Here is a 19,578-nt window from a genome sequence, read left to right as displayed (position 1 = left end):
TGGCTATCAATTACTTTCTCTCGCGGTGCAAGCAACTCCTACCCTCTGCTCGGCCCTGGCCTGCAATCTGGACGTCGATATTTTGTCGGCGGCCCTGCCTTTGCTGGCCGAAGGCCGGGTAGAGGCCCTGGAGTGGTCGTTTGACGCGTTGTTCTGGGCCGGGCAGATACCCGACTGGTTTTCGGAGCTGCTGCGCACCTACAGCGCCAGCGGCCGGCTGCTGGGTCATGGGGTGTTTTTTTCTCTGCTCTCGGGCAGGTGGAGCCGGGAGCAGCAGCAGTGGCTGACCCAGCTGCGGCAGCTGGCGAACCAGCTACCGTTTGCCCACATAACGGAGCACTTCGGCTTTTTCACGGGCCAGAACTTTCATTCTGGCGCGCCCCTGCCCGTACCTTACACCCCCGTTACCCTGCGCCTGGGCCAAGATCGGCTTAGCCGCCTCTACGAGGCCTGCCAGTGTCCGGTGGGGCTGGAAAACCTGGCCTTTGCCTACGCCCTGGAGGAGGTGAAGCGCCACGGCGAGTTCCTGGATAAGCTGCTGGAGCCCGTCAATGGCTTTCTGATTCTGGATTTGCACAACCTGTACTGTCAGCTGCACAACTTCTCGATTTCCTACGAGGACCTGATTGACCTGTACCCGCTGCACCGGGTGCGGGAAATCCATATTTCCGGGGGCAGCTGGGAGGCCTCGGCGCTGGCACCGGGGCAGAGGGTGCGCCGTGACACCCACGACCAGGGCGTGCCGGAAGAGGTATTTCAGCTGCTGCAGCGCACCATGCCCCGGTGCCCCCACCTCCGCTTTGTGGTGCTGGAGCAGTTGGGCAACAGCCTCCGAACCGAAGACAGCCGGGCCCGGTTTCGCCTTGATTTTGGGAGAATGGAAGCCCTGGTGCAAGAGCACCGGGCCGGCCTAACGGCTTCCGCTGACCAGGCGTTCTTGCCGCTACGGCCCCCGCAGCCTGGCCCTGCTCTGGAAGAGCCCGCCCTGCACGAGCAGCAGCAGCACCTTTCCCGCATCCTGGAAACGGCTCCCTCCGTAGCCGAAGCCCGCCAGCTTCTCCTGGCCTCTCCGCTCCTGGCCTCCACCGACTGGAACATTGAGCAATGGGCACCCCACATGCTGGAGACGGCCGTTCGCATTGCCCAGAAGTGGAAGTAGCGCCCTGCCTTACCACCTGCACTATTGGGGCCGGCTTAGGGGCCTAGTGGTGGCATTCACCCTGGGGGCTTACCCTACCTCTTGCCGCAACAGCCAGACAACTGCCTCGGCCTCGGTGCCAAAATACCGGCACGGCACCCCGTAGCGGGTGTGAGCTTCGGCCATCAGGTAGCGGGTTTCATTTCGGGTAAAAAACTCCGCCGATTCCAGGTATGCCCCGTAGCGGTAGTGGGTTTGGGCCATCAGGCGAGGAAAGTAGTCAAGCAGCATCCACACCGCGTCTTCCTCCCGATGAATCAGGCGGGCGCGCTGATCTATCAGGGCCCGCTCTAGTCCGGTTTCCCGCAGGGCCTGCAGCGCGCACTCCAGTAGCGGGCGCACTCCTTCTCGCTGTTGGGTGTGCGCCGAGTGCCAAGTCAGGCGCAGGAAACCAGCAGGCTCCACCTCAAGATGACCGGCCGTATTCTCAAAGTAGGGCATGCACAGAAATTCAGAAAGCACTAGTTTCTCTGAAACAGGAAGATACGCCTCTGCCCGGACACATGCAACCGCCTTCGGGAAGGCAGCTGGCCGGGGGTTTCGCTGCGACTTGTCTCCCGGGGTGGCAGCGGTGCGCCGCTACGCGCCCGCCCATACACCCGCACCGACTTGCTTTATAACAGGCGGCTTTTCCCGGCGGATTCCCCGGAATCGTACCATGGCGGGGCAGGGCAGGCTTGGTTATGCGCGTTGGCATAGGCCTACCGAAAAGAGCGCCTATGAGCCGCACCCGACAAATCACATATAAATCGTCCTATTTATTCAAAAATCAGTCATCTATTAATAAGTATATTACACTACCCGAATTGGCTATATTTGTTGCTTTATCACGCTGTGTTCCTGAAGTAAATGACTGCTGCTGCGTCTCTTGGCCTTACTGATGATTTCGCCAGCCCCCCCGCCGACGAACGGGCCTGGCGGGCCTGGGCCGAGAACCAGATAGCCACGTTGCAACAGGCCCTGCAAACGGCCCAGGCTCAGCTGTCGGCAGCTCAGCACACCTCCCTCCCGCCGACCCAGCCCGGTGGTGGCACCTGTACCCCTGCAGCGGAAGTGGCCGCTCAGTTGCTGGCTCAGCACCCGCAGCCGGTAGTGCTGGTTTCGGCGGCCGGGCAGGTGCAGTGCGCCAATGCTGCCGCCACCGCCCTGGCGGCCCGCGTCGGCGACGAGCTAACCTGCCCCAATACCCCGGTTATGGAGGTAGCGCAGGCCGTTTTGCGCACCAATACGCCCCGGCAGCAGCACCTGCAGCTGGCCGGGCAACCCTATCACCTAGAGGGCAAGGTTATTTCCGACGGGGTTGCCGCGCTTTATTTCACTGCCCTACGCCCAGCGGAGCACCCCGGGTCAGCCCCACTCGCTCCGCAGCCGGATTTCTACGAAACCATTCTGCAGCAGCTTCCCGTGGAAGTGGCCGTTTTCGACGCCGGGCACCGCTACCGTTTCGTGAATGCCAACGGCATTCTGGACGCTGACACCCGCATTTGGGTTATCGGGCACGATGACTTTGCCTACTGCACCCACTTTCAGCGCCCCCGGGAGCTGGCCGTACAGCGCCGTGCGTGCTTCGAGCAGGCCGTGCAGACCCGCGCCGCCGTGGCCTGGGAGGAAGTGCAGGAAACCGACGCGGGCCCTCAGCACATGCGGCGGCATTTTCTGCCCGTATTTGCTTCCGATGGCTCCCTGCGCATGATGGTAGGTATGGGCGTGGACATTACGGAGCGGCGGCAGGTAGAAAAGCAGCTGGCCGAACAGCGGGCTTTCTATGAGTTTGTGCTGGACCAGCTGCCCTGCGACGTGGGCGTGTTCGATGACAAATTCCGGTACCTGTTCGTAAATGCCAGCGGCATCAAGGACCCGGAAGTGCGCCGCTGGATTATTGGCAAGGACAATTTCACCTATTTCTCCCACCGCAACCTCCCGGAGGCCATGGCCCAGGAGCGGCACGCCCAGCTGGAGCAGGTAGTGCGCGAGCGGCGCCTGGTCACCTACGAGGAAACCTTTTTGCGGCCCGACGGCGACCGGCACCAGTACCGCTGCCTGCAGCCCGTGTTCCACCCCGATGGCTCCCTGCACATGATTCTGGGCTACGGGCTGGATGTGACGGAGCGGGTAGCCACGGAGCGGGCCCTGCGCCACGCCAAGCTGGCGGCCGAGTCGGCGGTGCGGGCCCGGGAGCTGTTTCTGGCCAACATGAGCCACGAAATCCGCACGCCCATGAACGCCATTCTGGGCATGGGGCAGCTGCTGGCCAAAACCGAGCTGACACCCCTCCAGAGCAGCTACCAGCAGGCCATTACCACCTCCGCCGACAACCTATTGGTCATCATCAACGATATTCTCGACCTCTCCAAGCTGGAGGCGGGCAAAATGGTGCTGGAGCAGGTTGGGTTCTCGCCGGCGCAGCTGCTGGCTCAGGTAGAGCAAACCTTGCATTACAAGGCCGCTGAGAAAGGCTTGTGCCTGAGTACGCAGGCCGGGCCCGGCCTGCCGGCCGTGCTGCTCGGCGACCCATACCGCATTACGCAGGTGCTGCTGAACCTGGCCGGCAACGCCATTAAGTTCACGGAGAAAGGACGGGTAGTAATTTCGTGCCAGGTGGTGGAGGCCGGCGCGCCCGCCGGAACCGCCGATGTGCTGTTTCGGGTGACGGATACGGGCGTGGGCATTGAGCCCGAGTTTCTGGCCCACATCTTCCAGGAGTTCAGCCAGGAAGATGCCTCCGTGACGCGCAAGTTTGGCGGCACCGGCCTGGGCCTGCCCATCTGCCGCAACCTGGTAAAGCTCATGGGCGGCGACGTGCAGCTGGAAAGCGAAAAGCACCAGGGCACGGTCACGCAGTTTACCCTGCGCCTACCCATCGGCACGGAGCAGGACCTGCTGCCCCAGGTGGTCCTGACCGAGGACAGCCCCCTGCGTCAGCATCTGCGCCACAAACACGTGCTGCTGGTAGAAGACAACCGCTTTAACCGCCAGATTGCCAAAACCTTTCTGCAACAGGCCCAGGTACAGGTAACCGAGGCCGAGCACGGCGAGCAGGCCGTGGCCTTGGCCCGAGAGCAGGCTTTCGACCTGATTCTGATGGACATTCAGATGCCTGTGCTGGATGGCTACGGCGCCACGGCGGCCCTGCGCCAGCAGCTGCAGCTTACTACCCCCATTGTGGCCCTCACGGCCAACGCCATCAAGGGCGAGCGGGAGAAGTGCCTGGCGGGGGGCATGAATGCCTATCTGGCCAAGCCCTTCCAGGAAGCCGAGCTGCTGAAGGTGGTGAGCGAGTGGGTAGTGCCCCAGTCGCGGGCTACGGCTACGGCCCCGGCCTCGGCTTCCTCGTTGCTGCCGGCTGCCACCCCACCGCCAGCGCTTTACCAGACGGATGAGCTGCTGAAAGTGGGCCAGGGCGACCAGAGCTTCGTGAACTTCATGCTGGAAACCTTTGTGGAAAGCAGCGAGGAACTGCTACAGGAGCTGGCTCAGGCATTGCAGGAGGGCAACATCGGGCGGCTAAAGACGGTGGCCCACACGCTCAAGCCCGGCTTGGCCCACCTGCGGGTGCAGCACCTGCTCCCGGCAGTCACGGAACTGGACCAGTGGCCGGGCGAGTTTCAGCCGGAGGCCGTGGGCGCACTGGTAGCCACCATTACCCAGCAGCTGCGGGAAGTCATCAGCCAGATGCAGGCGGCCTTGGAAGCGGCCCCCGTTTCGGCCGCCAAGTAAGCCTCGCCGCCGCATAGAATTCGTTACCGAAACCGCCATGCCGGCAGCACCGTGCCAGCCGGAAACTGTTCCGGCTCCGGCGGCAGCTCCAGAAAACCCGCCGAGGTGAGCAGGCTGGCCATGTCGCCCGAGCCGCCGGCCCGCTCGGGGGTAGCCAATAGGCGGCCGTCGGGGCCGGGCTGCAGGCTAACCAGCAGGAAGTGCGTGAGGCGAGGCTTGAACTGCACATCTTCGGTAAGCACCGCCGCTACCGGACCGCCGAGCAAGGCCGTCGTTGGCAAGCTCAGGGTTTCGGCAGTTTCGGGGTGCTGCACAGCCAGCAGCCAGGGACGGGCGTAGCGGTAGAAGTTCACGAACGTGGACACGGGGTTGCCGGGCAGGGCAAACACTACCGCGCCGCCCGGCTGCCGGCCAAACCAGAACGGCTTGCCGGGCCGCTGCTGCACCTCATGAAACACCTGCTCTACGCCCAGCTCCCGCAGGGTTTCCGGCAGGAAATCAGCTTTGCCCTTGGACACGCCTCCGCTCAAGATCACCGCGTCGAAGCCTTCCAGCAGGGCGGGCAGGCCCCGGCGCAGGGCTTCGGGGTCATCGTTGAAGTGAAAGGCTTCCGCCTCGGCCCCGGCCTGCCAGGCGGCGGCCTGCAGCATCAGGGCGTTAGAGCGCCGGATCTGGTGGGCGGCGGGCTGCTCCGTGATAGGCACTAGCTCGTCGCCGGTACTGACTACGGCCACGCGGGGGCGGCGCGTGACGGCCACCGTAGCCGCCCCGATGGTGGCGGCTACGGCCACTTCGGCGGGCTCCAGACGAGTACCGGCGGGCACCAGCAAGTCGCCCTGGCGGCGGTCGGCGGCGCGGGCGTGTACGTTGTAGCCTTGCCGCGGGGGGTAGGCCTGCACGGTGGCGTAGCGCTGCCCGGCGGCATCGGTGCGGAACGTCAGGTCTTCGTAGCGAATTACGGTATCCACGCCCTTGGGCAGAGCCGCACCGGTCATGATTTCCACGGCAGCTTCGGGGTCAAGCAAGGGGGTAGGCGGCTGGCCAGCAAACTGGGTGCTTTCGATGCGGAATTCCGTCTGGCCGGCTTCTACTGCGGCGAAGCGCAGGGCAATGCCATCCATGGCTACCCGGTTGAAGGGCGGAAAGTCCCGGTCGGCCCGCAGGTCTTCGCGCAGGATGCGGCCCGCCGCCAGGGGTAGCGACAGGTACTCCACGGGCAGCGGACGGATGGTGGCGGCAACAAGGCGGGTGGCGTCTTCAACGGAGAGCATGGCAGCAGATAGAACGGGTGGAGGGACGCATCTTTACGTCGCGCAGCGTTACCGGACTGTCATTCCGAGTGGAGCGAGGAATCTGGGTCAAGTCATCAGGAGTTTAACCCAGATTCCTCGCTCCACTCGGAATGACAACCGGGCGGAACGAAAAAGCAAAGTACCAGCCTGGCCGGTTTGTTTACTATTCGCAACGACTGGGCGCCAAGATGCGTCTTTACCGCTACTATGTCTGACTCTCCCAAACTCACCCACCTCAACGCCGCCGGGCAGCCCGCCATGGTTGATGTGGGCGCCAAAGCTTCTACCCGCCGCGTGGCCCGGGCCCGCAGCCGCGTGGTGCTCGGCTCTGATATCATGGCCCTCGTGAAAGAAGGCGACCTGCCCACCCGCAAGGGCCCCGTGTTCCAGACCGCCATTCTGGCCGGCATCATGGGGGCCAAGCGCACCTCGGAGTTGATTCCGCTCTGCCACCCCCTGGGCCTCGACGACTGCCAGGTGCGCATTGAGGTGGATGGGGAAGACGCCGTGCTGATTGAGTGCACGGCCACCGTAACCGGCAAAACCGGGGTAGAAATGGAGGCCCTGACCGGCGCCTCGGTGGCGGCGCTTACCATTTACGACATGTGCAAAGCCTTGTCGCACAACATTGTCATTCAGGAAACGCGCCTGCTGGAGAAAACCGGCGGCAAACAGGATTTTCACCATGTCGGATAAGCCTACTGCCGATTCGGCCAGTCCTACCCCCGCGCCCCGCACCAAGCACGCCCAGCTGGCCCGTCCCGACCTGGGCGAGTTTGGCCGCCACGAGCTGGCCATCCTGGGCGCGCCCTGCGGAAAAATCAAGGAGCTGGCGGCCCGGCTGCTGCCCCTGCTTGCTCCCACCCTGCGCGTGGCCTACGTGGATGCCGACCACGCCGCCGGCGACGACGCGGCCCAGGGCGGCAGCGGCGGCCAGGATGCCGTGCTGCAAGCCGGCGCGGCGGCCGAGCTGACCGATAAAATCACCTTTACCCGGCTGGATGTAAAGCGCGGCTTTGATAAGTTCAGCCAACAGGAGTGGCTGCAGCACCAGAGTTTGGTGCTGGTGAATGGCAACCACTTCCGGGCCCGCCAGCAGCTCGTGATTCTGGACTCGGCCAAACCCGTGGAGAAAAAACTCGACCGCCTCACCAACGTGCGCGCCCTGCTTTTGCCCGAAGGCGTAACCGAAGTACCCGCCTACCTGCGCGCCCACCTGGCCGAGGCCAACGTGCCCGTCCTACCCCTCCACGACACCGAAACCCTGGCCGACCTGATTTTGCGGGAGTGGCACCAGGCCGCGCCTCCTCTGCGGGGCCTCGTGCTGGCGGGCGGGCGCAGCCAGCGCATGGGCCAGGACAAGGGCAAGCTCGCCTACCACCAAGGCCGGGAGCAGCGCGCCTACGCCGCCGAGCTGCTGGCCGGGTTCTGCCAGGATGTGCACGTTTCCTGCCGCCCCGACCAGGTGATGGAGCTGGAGTACGCCGGCCTGCGCCCCCTGCCCGATACCTTCGCCGACCTGGGCCCGCTGAGCGGCTTGCTCTCCGCCTTCCGCCTCGACCCCAACGCAGCCTGGCTGGTGGTGGCCTGCGACCTGCCCTTCCTCTCCGAAACCACCCTGGGCCACCTCGTGGAGCACCGCCAACCAGCCCGCCTGGCCACGGCCTACCAAAGCCCGGAAAACGAGTGGCCCGAGCCGCTCATCACCATCTGGGAGCCCGGCAGCTACGCTACCCTGCTGCGCTTCCTGAGCCTGGGCTATAGCTGCCCCCGCAAGTCGCTCATCAACTCCGACATCGAGCTGCTACCCCCGCCCGCCCCCCAGGAGCTGCGCAACGTGAACACGCCCGAGCAAGCCGAGCAGGCCCGCCAGGAACTTAAGGGGTAGCCCAGGCTCGAAAACCGTATTGGAGCCAGAGTCAGGAATATGCTGCTACCTTCAAGCACGTTCCTGACTCTAGCTGCTATATGAAACGGTATTATTTACTATCAGCGCTACTGAGCGCAACCATTGCTACCCATGCCCAGCGGGTAGGGTCCAATCTGAACCTGGATGTTGAACAGGTGAACCCGGAAACTCATCTGCCCGTCGGCTGGTGGGCGCCCACGGATAACGGGTACACGGTAACGGCCGACTCTCTGGTGAAACACCACGGGCGCTACGCCCTGCGGATTCAGTCGACCGGCACGAAAAAAGAGGGCGGGTTTGGCGTAGCCTCTACTCGGCTGCCCATCAATTTCCAGGGCAAGACCATGACGCTCAGCGGTTTTATCAAAACCGAGAACGTGCAAAACGGCTACGCGGGCCTTTGGCTACGGGTTGATGGGCCACAGGGCACGTTGCAGCTCGACAATATGTCGAAGCAGAATGTGCGCGGTACCACGGAGTGGCAAGCCTATTCTATTACGCTTCCCTTGCATGAAGCCGCGGAGTCGGTGGTGCTGGGCGGCCTGCTGCCCGGCACCGGCACCATGTGGCTTGATCAACTAGAGCTGACCGTGGATGGCAAGCCGCTGGCACAAGCGCTTCTGCGCCCGGTCCGGCAGTACAAGGCCGAGCAGGATACCGCATTCTTTTCAGGCTCTGGCCTCAACCTTAACGGGCTCAGCAAGCAGCAAACTGAAAACCTGGCGGTGCTGGGGCGGGTGTGGGGCTTCGTGAAGTACTACCACCCGGCCGTGGCGGCCGGCGAGCATAATCTGGATGCTGCGCTGTTCCGGGTGTTGCCGCAGGTGCTGGCCAGCTCATCCACCAACGCCCGCAGCCAGGTACTCAGCAGCTGGGTGACCAGTCTGGGCCCGGTGCCGGCCTGCCCTACCTGCCGGGAACCCGCCCCCGATAGTGTCCGCCTTCAACCGGACTTGGCTTGGCTGACGGATAAAAAGCAGTTGAGCCCGGACCTGAGCAAGCAGCTGGTCTACCTGCGCCGCAACCGCAACCAAGGGCCGCACTACTACGTGGGTACTGCGCCGGGAGCAGGCAACCCCGTATTTCAGCACGAGGAACGGTATGCCCTGCTGAAAACCGACCTGCCCGACGACGGCCTGCGGCTGTTGGCCCTGTACCGCTACTGGAACATGATTGCCTACTTCTTTCCCTACCGCTACGCCATCGGGGAAGACTGGCAGCAAGTACTGCCCGAACTGATACCGCAGTTTGTGGCTGCCCGCACCCCCGAGCAGTACCGGCTAACGGCACTAGCCCTCATTGCCCGCATCCACGATACCCACGCCACTATTTCGGAACCCGACAGAATTCTTACTGCATACAAGGGGAAGTATCGTGCCCCCGTGCAGGTGCGGTTTGTGGAAGGGCAGCCGGTTGTAACTGGGTACTTTGACCCGCAGCTAGGACCGGCCACCGGCCTACAAAAAGGCGATATTGTAGTGCAGATAAATGGCCGTAAGGTAACAGACCTTATTGCCGAAAGACGACCAATTACGCCGGCATCCAACGAGCCTACCCAACTTCGGAACATAGGCCGCGAATTGCTGCGCGGCTCCACTGAGCAGGTATCCGTAGTGGTGCAACGCAACGGCCAGGAGCTACCTTTCACCCTCAACCGCCACCTGATCAGCAAGTTAAATCTGGGACTTGAATCTGGCACCCCTGACCCCAAAGCTCCTGCTTGGCGCGTGCTCCCGGGCAATATCGGCCACCTCACACTGGGCACAATCAAAAACAAGGACTTGCCGGTCATTATGCAGGAAGCCCAGGGCACCAAGGGCCTTATTATTGATATTCGCAACTACCCCTCTGATTTCGTAGTGTTTGCGCTTACGAAGTATCTGCTGACGCAGCCCGCAGAATTCGCGCGGTTCAGCGCCCCGCTCGTCGCTTACCCAGGCGTGTTTCTAAAATCTAATCCGCTACTAGTACAGCCGGGTGAAAGCCCGGCGTACACTGGGAAAGTGGTTATTCTGGTAAACGAACTATCCGTTAGTAACTCCGAATACACGGCCATGGCGCTGCGGGCCATACCCGGCGCCATGGTAATGGGCAGCACCACGGCCGGCGCCGACGGCAACGTATCGGCCATTGTATTACCCGGCAACATCTCCACCCGCATTTCCGGTCTGGGCGTCTATTACCCGGATGGCCGCGAAACCCAGCGCGTCGGCATTGTCCCCGACGTAGAGGTGAAGCCCACCATCCAAGGAATCAGGGAGGGCCGCGACGAAGTGCTGGAACGCGCCGTGGCGTTTATCGAGGCCGGCGCCGCAAACTAAACTGCTACGGGTGCGCGGCTACCCACACGTCGCCGTCTTCGTAAAACTCCTTCTTCCAGATAGTTACTACCTGCTTCAGGGTGTCAATGATGTACTGGCAGGCGGCGAAGCTTTCGGCACGGTGGGGCGTGGATACGGCTACTACCACGGCTACGTCGCCGATGTAGAGGGTGCCTTTGCGGTGAATGACGGTGACTTTCTTCAGCATGGGCCACTGCTCCACGGCCTGCTCGGCCACTTTGCGGAGCTGGTGCAGGGCCATGCTGTCGTAGGCCTCATACTCGAGGCGCACCACGGGGCGGCCGGTGCTCTTGTTGCGCACCGCGCCAATAAACGTGTTGATGGCACCAGCCCCGTCGTCTTCCACCGTGCGCAGGGCCGCGGCTACGTCAATGGGCTGATCAGTTAAGTCGATGTGAATCAAAGTAGAGGTGAAGAGGTGAGGAGGTGATGAAGGGATAAGGTGACCAAATAACGTCATGCTGAGCGTAGTCGAAGCATCTCTACCTCTGGCTAATCACTGCCCTAGAATAGCAACGAACCGGTAGAGATGCTTCGGCTGCGCGGACGCAAGATCAAGTATGACGCTGTATTACCAAGTAAACTCCTACCCCCCACTCACCGGCGGAATCAGGGCAATTTCGTCGCGCTCCGAGAGGGTGGCCCCGTCTTCGGCGTATTCGTTGTTCACGGCTACGGCCAGGCTGGAGAGGCGGCCCAGGGCCGGGTACTGCTCCCGAAGCCCCGCCAGCAGCGCCTGCACCGACTGGCCTTCCGGCGCCGAAACCTCCAGCGCCGACTGCCCCACGATTTCGCGGGCAATGCCAAACAAAGCAATTTTCAAGTTCATTGGTTATCTAGGTGTTCGTCGTGGTGAAACGGGTTGCGCCGGCCGGCGGGGGTAGCCCCAGGCAGGTAGCCGTGCCCTTCACCCGAACGGAAAAGTCTGATTTACGTTGTTTGTTTCACGACGCCCTCTGAAGCGCCGTGTTTTCTCCTCCCGAGTATGTCTGCTCCTGTACCGTCCGTTTTGTTTGATAACCACGGCCGCCCGCTGGAATACCTGCGCCTGGCCGTTACGGACCGCTGCAACCTGCGCTGCTTTTACTGCATGCCCGAGGAAGGCATTCAGTACCTGCCCAAGCAACAGCTGCTGACCTACGAGGAAATGGAGCGACTGGTGGCCGTGATGGCCGGTCTGGGCGTGCGCAAGGTCCGCCTGACGGGCGGGGAACCCTTCGTGCGCCGCGACCTGGTGCCGTTTATGAGTCGGCTCACCGAAATTCCGGGCATTGAGGAGCTGACCCTGACCACCAATGGCGTACTCACGGCCCCCCATGTGCCAGAGCTGGCCCGCATGGGCGTGAAGGCCGTGAACCTGAGCCTCGACACTCTGGACCGGGCCCGCTTCGCCAGCATCACCCGCCGCGACGAGCTGCCCCGCGTGCTGGACACGTTTTACGCCCTGCTGGCGGCTGGAATCAGAGTAAAAATCAACGCGGTAGTAATGGACGGGCAGAACACCCAGGACCTGCTACCCCTGGCCGAGCTCACCCGCGACCTGCCCGTAGACGTGCGCTTCATCGAGGAAATGCCCTTCAACGGGGGTAGCCACGCCGCTACCCTACCCTGGAACCACAACCGCATCCGGGAGCATCTGGCCCTGAACCTGGGTGAGCTGACGCCTGTAGCCACCCGCCCCGGCGACACGGCCTCGCATTACACCGTGGCCGGCCACCAGGGCCGCCTGGGCATTATTGCGGCCTACTCGCGCACCTTCTGCGGCACCTGCAACCGCATCCGCCTCACGGCCGAAGGTGGCCTCAAAACCTGCCTCTACGACCAGGGCGTGCTCGACATCCGGGCCCTACTGCGCGGCGGCGCCTCCGATGCCGACCTGGTGGCCGCCCTCACCTCCGCCTTCCGCAACCGCGCCGCCAATGGCTTTGAGGCCGAGCAGCAGCGCCCCCTCCACCAGCTCAGCTTCGAGTCCATGAGCACGATTGGGGGGTAGGGAGCTTGTCACTCCGACCGCAGGAAGGAATCTGGGTTTATTTCTCGGGAGCCACTAATTTCATTAGTTCTCATCGAGAGGAGGCATAGGATGTTAGAACAGCAAATTCTACCTATCCTTAGCTCACGATGAAACGACTATTCCACTCTGTGAGCTTAAGTTCAGTGCTGTGTGCAATTGCGTGCCTACTAGTTGCGTTAAGCTGTAAATCACTGAGAACAAGCAAAGAGCCACCTCAGCAGATTGAGGTAGAAACGAGCTATTTGCAGCGGGCCGATGTAATTGGCGGCACGGAGCTGGACAGCGGCCGTTTTGAGGTCTTGGTGTACCGCTACTTTTCCCAGCAACCGAACATCAGTGATACGTGGTATACCAAAGAAATATTTGTGCGTCTTCAGCACTTGGCCAATCTTCCGGTAGGCCAGTCTGTACCGGTGCCGAATGCGGCCTTTGCTGCAATCGGCTACGACCGGGCCACTTGGGACTTTGAGCAGTTCAAGGGCATCACCGGTACTATTACCCGGCTAAATGCCTCATTTACACACCCGGAAGTACAATTTGATTTACAGTACATCGGCGACAAAAAGCGTGTTAAGCCGTTGCTGCAAGGCACGTTTACGTTCCGACTGGACTCTACTTACTTCCAACGCACTCGTAAGGATTACAAAGGCCAGTACGACGACCTGCGCCTAGCGTTGAAAGAGCCAGCCAAAGTAAAATCGCTGGATTTGGTTTCGTACGCCATTGACTACGAAAAGCGTAACGGGCAGGACAAAGGCCCTGACACGTTATACAGCCGGCTAGGTGAGCTGTTCAATTTGCAGGAGCTAAGCCTGAATCTTAGCCACTTGCCAAAGCTCCCTGCAGGGCTGCAGAACTTGAAGCGGCTGAAGAAGCTGGATTTGGGCTATAATCGACTTACCCAATTCCCAACTGAACTCTACCAACTCGACAGCCTACAGGAGCTGAATCTGGAATGGAACCGGCTGGACAGCATTCCGGCATCTATCAGCCAGTTGAAAAGTCTGCGTGTGTTAAATCTTAACGACAACCGACTGGACCGTTATCCGCAGGCGGTGAATGGGTTAACTAATCTGCGTGAGCTATACCTTAGCAACGCCAACTTACGAACTATACCCACCAGTATTCGCCAGCTTCAACACTTAGAAGTATTGGAAGTGAATAGCTTCTGGAACAGCAAGCGCAAGAACCGAGTAACTAATATAGATGCCTTACAGGGGCTTCCTCAATTGCGGCGTCTCAGTCTAAAAGATAACCCACTCGATTCATTACCCGCCGCTGTTTACAGACTCTCAAAGCTGGAAGGCCTCAACATACAGTACACCGGCCTTGATTCTACTATTGTCAACCGCCAACGGTTACCGCTGCTGAAAAAGCTGGAATGGTAAAGTTAAAGGGGGTAGGGAAGATTGACCACTCTGCTACGGCAAACGCACCAAAACGGCAATTATCGCTAAAGTCGCAGGACCAGTTTATTACCCTGCCAGGCGCGGGCCATAACGGCCTGACCGATACCCCCGATTATCTGGCCGCTATCCAACGGATTTTGAGTAAGCCATAGCCACCCTGATGAAATATTTCACTGAAGCTGGGTGATAGTTGACGAGAAAACGGATTAACTATCAGAACGACTTCGGCACCTCACCTCGGCCCTACCTCTCATGGAAACTACAGCAGCTTTGCGGCAGGCGCTTCTCGCGGACCGGGAACGAACCCTCACCCACCTGTACCAGCGCACCTTCCCAATGGTGCGGCGCTACGTGCAGCAGCACGGCGGCACGGCTCAGGATGCCAAGGACGTGTTTCATGATGCCCTGATTACGTTCTACGAGAAGGTGGTAGGTGAAACGCTCGTGCTGTCGGCTTCGGCCAGCACCTACCTGGTGGCCGTGTGCCGCAACCTGTGGCGGCAGGAGCTGAGTCGCCGCACCCGGCAGCCGCTTGTTTCCCTTACCGACGAACACGCGGAGGTAGCGGAAGCCGAAGTGGCGGAGCAGCCCGCACTTTCGGTACTGGAGCAGGTAGAGCGCCTGGGCGCGCGGTGCAAAGATATTCTCCTGGCTTTCTACTACTTCCAGCAGCCCCTGGAACAGATTGCCACCGCCCACCAGTACCGCACCGTGCGCTCGGCTACGGTGCAGAAGTTCAAGTGCCTGGAGCGCCTGCGCACCTCCGTTCGGGCCCTGGTAGCCACGGTTACTAACTAGCCTGCCATGCGCCCCGCCCTTGACTACCTGCGCCAGCTGGAGCACTACCTGCTCGGCCAGCCCACGGCCGCCGAAGCCGAGGCGTGGCGCGTACGCCAGCTGGTAGATAGTGAACTGGCCGCCGATGTGGCCGCCCAACAGCTGCTCTACCAAGGCTTGCAGCTAGCCGGCCGCCAGCAGCTGCGCCAGGAGCTGGAGCTGATTCACGCCCGCCTGGAGCGCCCGGCCCGCCGGCACAGGTGGTGGCAAGCGGCCACGGGCTCCCTGCGCAGCCTGTTAGCCGCCCGCCGCAGAAGCCGCTAACCTTTCCTGAGTTTATGATTCTTCCCGCCCCGCTTCCTACCCCCGGAAGGCGGCCGAACCTTCATACCCTTTTCTTCCCCTATTTGCCATGCTACTTCAGCAAGAATTCCGCAAGTTCGCCGTGCACAGTCGCGGCCTGAACGGCCTCACCGTTGACCGCTACTTTCAGCCGTTTGAAAGCGCGGCCTACCCCAACGTGACAGGGATGACCCGCTCCGTAATTGAGGAGCGCCCCACGCGCTTCGCGGAAATCGACGTGTTTTCGCGCCTGATTATGGACCGCATCATCTTTCTGGGGCAGGCCGTGGACGACCAGATAGCCAACATCATCAACGCCCAGCTGCTCTTCCTGGAATCAGTGGACAACCGCAAGGGCATCCTGCTCTACATCAACTCGCCGGGCGGCTCGGTGTACGCCGGCCTGGGCATGTACGACACCATGCAGTACGTGAACCCCGACGTAGCCACTATTTGCACGGGGCTGGCGGCTAGCATGGGGGCGTTTTTGCTCTGCGTCGGGGCCTTGGGCAAACGCTCGGCCCTACCCCACGCCCGCGTCATGATTCATCAGCCCAGCGGCGGAGTGCAGGGACCCTCGGCCGATATTGAAATTACGGCTCGGGAGGTAGTGAAGCTGCGGCGGGAACTCTATGCTATTTACGCGGAGCGCACCGGCAAAACACCGCAGCAAATTCACCACGACTCGGACCGGGACTACTGGCTGCACGCCGACGAAGCCCGCGAGTACGGACTTATTGACGAGGTATTGGAGCGCAAGCGGGGGTAGGCATCATCGGAAGCAGGCGAGTCCTTATTAGCTGAAAACCAAAGGCCAGCCACGAATTTCCCGTAGCTTGATGCCATGCTCCGCCCCACTTCCTTCCCGCGTTTGCTGGCTGCACTTTGCCTGGCCATTTCCGTGGTGCTGCCTACCTCGGCCCAGCAGCGCAAAATCAAGGTGCAGCAGGAGTTTGCCCGCGCCGGGCAGCAGCTCACGCGCCTGCTCCAGACCCATCCCGACGTTACGAAGTTTCCCTACTCCAGCCGGCCCGATGGCTCCCTCAAGGATATGCCTTCGGAGTGGTGGACCAGCGGCTTTTTCGGCGGGACGCTCTGGTATATGTACGAGTACACCAAGCAGCCCCAATGGCGGCAGGCCGCCGAGCGGTGGACCATGGCCATGGCCCGGGAGCAGCACAACACCGGCACCCACGATTTGGGCTTTATGCTCTACTGTCCCTTTGGCAACGGGCTGCGCCTGACCCAGAACCCCGCCTACCAGCCCGTGCTGCTTACCGGGGCCAAGTCCCTGGCGACGCGGTTCGACCCGGAAGTCGGGCTGATTAAGTCCTGGAATGAGTTTGCGGGCTACCAGTATCCGGTCATCATTGACAACATGATGAACCTGGAGCTGCTCTGCTGGGCCGCCCGCACCTCCGGCGACTCCACCCTGCGCCGCCTCAGCATTACGCACGCCGACAACACGCTAAAAAACCACTTCCGGCCCGATGGCAGCACCTACCACGTCGTCTGCTACGATGAGCACGGGCAGGTGCTGGCCAGGAAAACCGCCCAGGGCGCGGCCGATAACTCGGCGTGGGCGCGGGGGCAGGCCTGGGCCATCTATGGCTACACCACCCTGTACCGCGACACCAAGCTGACCCGCTACCGGGAGCAGGCGCGCCAAACCGCCGACTTCTTCCTCAACCACCCCAACCTGCCCGCCGACAAGATTCCGTACTGGGATTTCAACGCCCCGGGCATCCCGCGGGAGGAGCGCGACGCGTCGGCGGCGGCCATTGTGGCCTCGGCCCTGCTGGAGTTGCAGCAGTACTGCCCCGCCCCCGATGCCAAACGCTACCGCCGAGCCGCCGAGCAGATTTTAGTAAGCCTGAGCAGCCCCGCTTACCTAGCCGCCGTGGGCGAGAACAACAACTTTCTCATCAAGCATTGCGTGGCCCACAAGCCAGCTAAGGCGGAGGTAGATGCACCTCTGACCTACGCCGACTATTACTACCTGGAGGCGCTGCTGCGTTACAATCAACTGAAGTGAGGGCCCGGAATGACAGGATGCTGTAGGCTAGCTCTGGCTCGGGGTGCCTACTTTCGCATCTTATTGCGCCTTACCCCATGCCTGTTGCCACAACCCGCGTTACCCTATTGCTGACAGCTGCTTTAAGCGGCCTGGCTGGCCAGACCGCCCGGGGCCAGACCAACGCCGTGCAGGACCGGCAACTAGGAACCTGGCACATTGCCACGGCCGTGCTGCCGGGCGGCCCCAAGCACTGGGGCGGCTACGTGGAGCTGCAAACCCGCGCTAATGGGTTGTTTCGGCAGTACTTCTACACCGAAATAAAGGGCGGGGTGAGCTACGATGTGGCCAAGAACTTCACGTTTATGGTGGCCGGGGGGCGCTACACCACCTCCGACTACCGCGACCTGGACGAGGGGCTGCTGAACTCGGAAAGGCGCTTGTGGGAGCAGGTGACGTTTACGCACTATAACGCCCGCCTCAAGGTGGAGCACCGCTACCGCGTTGAGCAGCGCTGGTTTACCTTCCGCGACGGGGTAGTGCCGGCGGGCTCCTCGCGCTACCGCAACCGCATCCGGTACCGCCTCAACGGCTTTATTCCGCTCAACCACAGCACAGTCACGAACAAAACAGTCTTTCTTTCCCTCTACGATGAGGTCTTCTTCAATCCGAAGGGGCCCTTCCTGGAGCGAAACCGGGTGTACGGGGGGGTAGGCTACCAGTTTAGCCCGAATTGGACGGTACAGGCTGGCGTGGTCCGGCAGTCGAACTTCACGCCGGCCAGCTACCAGCAGAACGTGTACACGCCCCAGACCACCGTCAGCAAAAACAACCTGCTGCTGTCCGTTATCTACCGCATCAGCCGGCGCAATACTGGGGGGCCCGCGCCGGAGTACGTGCCCTCCCAGCCCGACTAGCCAATAGCGCGAAACACAGGTTCGCGCTATTTCTTACGCCGCAGAAGCATCGGCAACGGCAGGCACCAGGCTCAGGGTGAGGGTGTGCCGGGGCTGGCCGGCGTAGAGCATGTGCAGCTCCAGGACCAAGTATTCTTCGGTAGCGGCCTGCACCAGCAGGTACAGGGCATCTTCCTGACCCGGATGCTGGATTTTTTCGGCTTGCCGGGTCCAGTGGCCGGGCGGGGTATCGGGGTGGGCAGATGGAGGCGCATCGAGGTAGCGGAAATCAAACAGCATACTTTCCCCAATGCTGTAGTAGCCCTGAAACGGCTGGGGCCCCGCTTCCACCCGCACCGTTTTCCAGATCTGACAGAGTAATTGTTCTTCCATACGCAGCTATTTTCCGAGGCCTACCCACCCGCGCTGCATGGCGTAATACAGCGCGGTTCCGGCTACCAGGCCCACAAGGTAGCCATAGGGCAGGCCGCTGCACAACAACCCCACCAGCAAGGCCAGCAGTAAATCGGCGCGGGAGCCGCTGATGTCGCGCAGAAGGGTAGCCAGCGTGAGGGCCTCGAACAGCAGGAGCACCCCCAACACCGGCAGCGGAAAGATGTGCACAATCTGCTGAAAGCCCTGGCTAAAGAATAGCCCCAGCACCAGAAACAGCAGCCCGTACAGCACCACCGAGCCGCCCGTGCGCCCCCCAAACGTGTAGTGCCCTACCATGCCCCCGGAGCCATGGCACACCGGGAAGCCGCCCAGGAACGGATTCACCAGGTTCATGAGGGCATACGTGAAGCTGATCTTGCGCACCGTGAGGGGCCGCTCAGGGAAATAATCGTCCACTACCTGCTTGGTGGCCAGCACCGAGTTGCCCAGGGAAAGCGGAATCTGGGGCAGGGCCAGCAGCACGGCGCCCAGCAGAATATCGGCGCGGGCGGGCACGTGCCAGCTGGGCAGGTGCAGGCCCAAGGCCCGCTGGGCAGTGGCTAAATCGAGCTTGAAAATGAGGCCATAGGTTACGCCCAGCGTCAGGACGATGAGGGCGGCGGGCCAGCGCCGGTTGCCCAGCAGCACCACCGTCACGAGGAAGCCGGCCGCGGCCAGGGCGTAGCCGGGCAGGCCGTCGGCGGGCACGTATTCTTTCAGGGCGAGGGTCGCCAGCTGCAACGCCAGCCCAAACTGAATGCCGCGAATCACGGTTTTGGGCACCAGCCGGGCCAGGGCGTCAATCAGCCCCGTCACCGACAGCGCCAGCATGCTGAGGCCAATGGCCAGCCCACCCCCAAAAATCACGCGCCCGGGAATTTTCTGGGCAATAACCAGGGCCGCGAAGGCCTTGAGAGGCTGCACCGGCATGGGCATACCGTACCACAGGCCCGAAAACAGCTGCATCAGCCCGAACATGATGAGCACCCCGGCGCTATTTATGCCCGAAGCGGCAATGATGCCGATGAGCAGGGGCAAATCGGTGCCTAAATCCCCGAAAGCACCAGCCAGCTCGTTGCGGTCAAAACGAATACGGGGGCGAGGCGAAGGGGTAGCGGTAAGCGGCATTCGGGTTTGCGAGTGTGGGAGGGGTAGGAAACGGGAAGAAGCAAAGCAGCTGCAGAAGGCAGGCAGGGCAGGAATGCAGAATGACAGCTACCCAGGCCGGGAAGC

General features: G+C 61.8%; 18 protein-coding genes. 12 read left to right on the top strand and 6 right to left on the bottom strand.

Annotated features, from left to right (window positions below; translation table 11 throughout):
* Nucleotides 1-25: 25 nt before the first annotated feature.
* A complete protein-coding gene (locus GGU46_RS00840) occupies nt 26-1,159 on the top strand; it encodes a multinuclear nonheme iron-dependent oxidase (protein WP_317171826.1) in 1,134 nt (377 codons plus the stop codon).
* Between the two features lie 69 nt (nt 1,160-1,228).
* Here the strand turns inward: GGU46_RS00840 and GGU46_RS00835 are convergent, their stop codons facing one another.
* Complete coding sequence (locus GGU46_RS00835) at nt 1,229-1,639, bottom strand: hypothetical protein (RefSeq protein ID WP_183401709.1); 411 nt, start codon at nt 1,637-1,639, stop codon at nt 1,229-1,231.
* Nucleotides 1,640-2,047: 408 nt separating this feature from the next.
* Here GGU46_RS00835 and GGU46_RS00830 point away from each other — a divergent pair, with 408 nt between their 5' ends.
* A complete protein-coding gene (locus GGU46_RS00830) occupies nt 2,048-4,915 on the top strand; it encodes a hybrid sensor histidine kinase/response regulator (RefSeq protein WP_183401708.1) in 2,868 nt (955 codons plus the stop codon).
* Between the two features lie 23 nt (nt 4,916-4,938).
* Here the strand turns inward: GGU46_RS00830 and GGU46_RS00825 are convergent, their stop codons facing one another.
* Nucleotides 4,939-6,186: a molybdopterin molybdotransferase MoeA gene (locus GGU46_RS00825; RefSeq protein WP_183401707.1), complete on the bottom strand. Its 1,248-nt coding sequence runs from the start codon at nt 6,184-6,186 to the stop codon at nt 4,939-4,941.
* Between the two features lie 228 nt (nt 6,187-6,414).
* On the opposite strand from GGU46_RS00825, the gene moaC reads away from it, so the two are divergent.
* The 3 genes from moaC to GGU46_RS00810 all read left to right on the top strand — a co-directional run bounded on the left by moaC (nt 6,415) and on the right by GGU46_RS00810 (nt 10,437).
* Nucleotides 6,415-6,903: a cyclic pyranopterin monophosphate synthase MoaC gene (gene moaC / locus GGU46_RS00820; RefSeq protein WP_183401706.1), complete on the top strand. Its 489-nt coding sequence runs from the start codon at nt 6,415-6,417 to the stop codon at nt 6,901-6,903.
* Complete coding sequence (locus GGU46_RS21865; protein ID WP_215906233.1) at nt 6,893-8,095, top strand: NTP transferase domain-containing protein; 1,203 nt, start codon at nt 6,893-6,895, stop codon at nt 8,093-8,095. The genes moaC and GGU46_RS21865 overlap by 11 nt, the downstream gene beginning before the upstream one ends.
* Nucleotides 8,096-8,175: 80 nt before the next feature.
* Nucleotides 8,176-10,437 (top strand): S41 family peptidase, encoded by a 2,262-nt coding sequence (locus tag GGU46_RS00810; protein ID WP_183401705.1) that lies wholly within the window; start codon nt 8,176-8,178, stop codon nt 10,435-10,437.
* A gap of 4 nt (nt 10,438-10,441) precedes the next feature.
* Here GGU46_RS00810 and GGU46_RS00805 read toward each other — a convergent pair whose 3' ends face one another.
* A complete protein-coding gene (locus tag GGU46_RS00805; RefSeq protein ID WP_110976271.1) occupies nt 10,442-10,861 on the bottom strand; it encodes a molybdenum cofactor biosynthesis protein MoaE in 420 nt (139 codons plus the stop codon).
* Nucleotides 10,862-11,044: 183 nt separating this feature from the next.
* A complete protein-coding gene (gene moaD, locus GGU46_RS00800) occupies nt 11,045-11,287 on the bottom strand; it encodes a molybdopterin converting factor subunit 1 (protein WP_183401704.1) in 243 nt (80 codons plus the stop codon).
* A 156-nt stretch (nt 11,288-11,443) separates the two neighbouring features.
* On the opposite strand from moaD, the gene moaA reads away from it, so the two are divergent.
* From moaA to GGU46_RS00765, 7 genes are all read left to right on the top strand, one after another.
* The gene (gene moaA / locus GGU46_RS00795) at nt 11,444-12,451 is read left to right on the top strand and encodes a GTP 3',8-cyclase MoaA (protein WP_183401703.1); all 1,008 of its coding nucleotides are present in this window, start codon (nt 11,444-11,446) and stop codon (nt 12,449-12,451) included.
* A 128-nt stretch (nt 12,452-12,579) separates the two neighbouring features.
* Nucleotides 12,580-13,860 (top strand): leucine-rich repeat domain-containing protein, encoded by a 1,281-nt coding sequence (locus GGU46_RS00790; RefSeq protein WP_183401702.1) that lies wholly within the window; start codon nt 12,580-12,582, stop codon nt 13,858-13,860.
* A gap of 273 nt (nt 13,861-14,133) precedes the next feature.
* On the top strand, nt 14,134-14,679 hold the full coding sequence (locus GGU46_RS00785) for an RNA polymerase sigma factor (protein WP_183401701.1): 546 nt from the start codon (nt 14,134-14,136) through the stop codon (nt 14,677-14,679).
* A gap of 6 nt (nt 14,680-14,685) precedes the next feature.
* Complete coding sequence (locus GGU46_RS00780; protein ID WP_183401700.1) at nt 14,686-14,982, top strand: hypothetical protein; 297 nt, start codon at nt 14,686-14,688, stop codon at nt 14,980-14,982.
* Nucleotides 14,983-15,070: 88 nt separating this feature from the next.
* On the top strand, nt 15,071-15,769 hold the full coding sequence (locus GGU46_RS00775; protein WP_183401699.1) for a ClpP family protease: 699 nt from the start codon (nt 15,071-15,073) through the stop codon (nt 15,767-15,769).
* A 75-nt stretch (nt 15,770-15,844) separates the two neighbouring features.
* Nucleotides 15,845-17,035, top strand: a complete 1,191-nt coding sequence (locus GGU46_RS00770; protein ID WP_183401698.1) for a glycoside hydrolase family 88 protein — start codon at nt 15,845-15,847, stop codon at nt 17,033-17,035.
* Between the two features lie 77 nt (nt 17,036-17,112).
* Entirely contained in the window at nt 17,113-17,931 is an 819-nt protein-coding gene (locus tag GGU46_RS00765; RefSeq protein WP_183401697.1) for a DUF2490 domain-containing protein, read from the top strand.
* Between the two features lie 33 nt (nt 17,932-17,964).
* Here the strand turns inward: GGU46_RS00765 and GGU46_RS00760 are convergent, their stop codons facing one another.
* Together GGU46_RS00760 and GGU46_RS00755 are read right to left on the bottom strand one after the other, a co-directional pair.
* Nucleotides 17,965-18,303, bottom strand: coding sequence for a hypothetical protein (locus tag GGU46_RS00760; RefSeq protein ID WP_183401696.1), 339 nt, complete (start codon nt 18,301-18,303; stop codon nt 17,965-17,967).
* Nucleotides 18,304-18,309: 6 nt separating this feature from the next.
* A complete protein-coding gene (locus tag GGU46_RS00755) occupies nt 18,310-19,473 on the bottom strand; it encodes a putative sulfate/molybdate transporter (RefSeq protein ID WP_183401695.1) in 1,164 nt (387 codons plus the stop codon).
* Nucleotides 19,474-19,578 lie beyond the last annotated feature (105 nt).

It is taken from the genome of Hymenobacter latericoloratus, assembly GCF_014199535.1.
GTDB lineage: Bacteria > Bacteroidota > Bacteroidia > Cytophagales > Hymenobacteraceae > Hymenobacter > Hymenobacter latericoloratus.
This window is presented reverse-complemented; position numbering and strand designations above follow the sequence as displayed.

Bases quoted from the DNA above. Each gene is read 5' to 3' on its own strand.
- GGU46_RS00785 (WP_183401701.1), top strand. From the start codon at position 14,134: ATGGAAACTACAGCAGCTTTGCGGCAGGCGCTTCTCGCGGACCGGGAA.
- GGU46_RS00775 (WP_183401699.1), top strand. From the start codon at position 15,071: ATGCTACTTCAGCAAGAATTCCGCAAGTTCGCCGTGCACAGTCGCGGC.
- GGU46_RS00810 (WP_183401705.1), top strand. From the start codon at position 8,176: ATGAAACGGTATTATTTACTATCAGCGCTACTGAGCGCAACCATTGCT.
- GGU46_RS21865 (WP_215906233.1), top strand. From the start codon at position 6,893: ATGTCGGATAAGCCTACTGCCGATTCGGCCAGTCCTACCCCCGCGCCC.
- moaA (WP_183401703.1), top strand. From the start codon at position 11,444: ATGTCTGCTCCTGTACCGTCCGTTTTGTTTGATAACCACGGCCGCCCG.
- GGU46_RS00835 (WP_183401709.1), bottom strand. From the start codon at position 1,639: ATGCCCTACTTTGAGAATACGGCCGGTCATCTTGAGGTGGAGCCTGCT.
- GGU46_RS00770 (WP_183401698.1), top strand. From the start codon at position 15,845: ATGCTCCGCCCCACTTCCTTCCCGCGTTTGCTGGCTGCACTTTGCCTG.
- GGU46_RS00755 (WP_183401695.1), bottom strand. From the start codon at position 19,473: ATGCCGCTTACCGCTACCCCTTCGCCTCGCCCCCGTATTCGTTTTGAC.
- GGU46_RS00830 (WP_183401708.1), top strand. From the start codon at position 2,048: ATGACTGCTGCTGCGTCTCTTGGCCTTACTGATGATTTCGCCAGCCCC.
- moaD (WP_183401704.1), bottom strand. From the start codon at position 11,287: ATGAACTTGAAAATTGCTTTGTTTGGCATTGCCCGCGAAATCGTGGGG.
- GGU46_RS00780 (WP_183401700.1), top strand. From the start codon at position 14,686: ATGCGCCCCGCCCTTGACTACCTGCGCCAGCTGGAGCACTACCTGCTC.
- GGU46_RS00760 (WP_183401696.1), bottom strand. From the start codon at position 18,303: ATGGAAGAACAATTACTCTGTCAGATCTGGAAAACGGTGCGGGTGGAA.
- moaC (WP_183401706.1), top strand. From the start codon at position 6,415: ATGTCTGACTCTCCCAAACTCACCCACCTCAACGCCGCCGGGCAGCCC.
- GGU46_RS00765 (WP_183401697.1), top strand. From the start codon at position 17,113: ATGCCTGTTGCCACAACCCGCGTTACCCTATTGCTGACAGCTGCTTTA.
- GGU46_RS00825 (WP_183401707.1), bottom strand. From the start codon at position 6,186: ATGCTCTCCGTTGAAGACGCCACCCGCCTTGTTGCCGCCACCATCCGT.
- GGU46_RS00790 (WP_183401702.1), top strand. From the start codon at position 12,580: ATGAAACGACTATTCCACTCTGTGAGCTTAAGTTCAGTGCTGTGTGCA.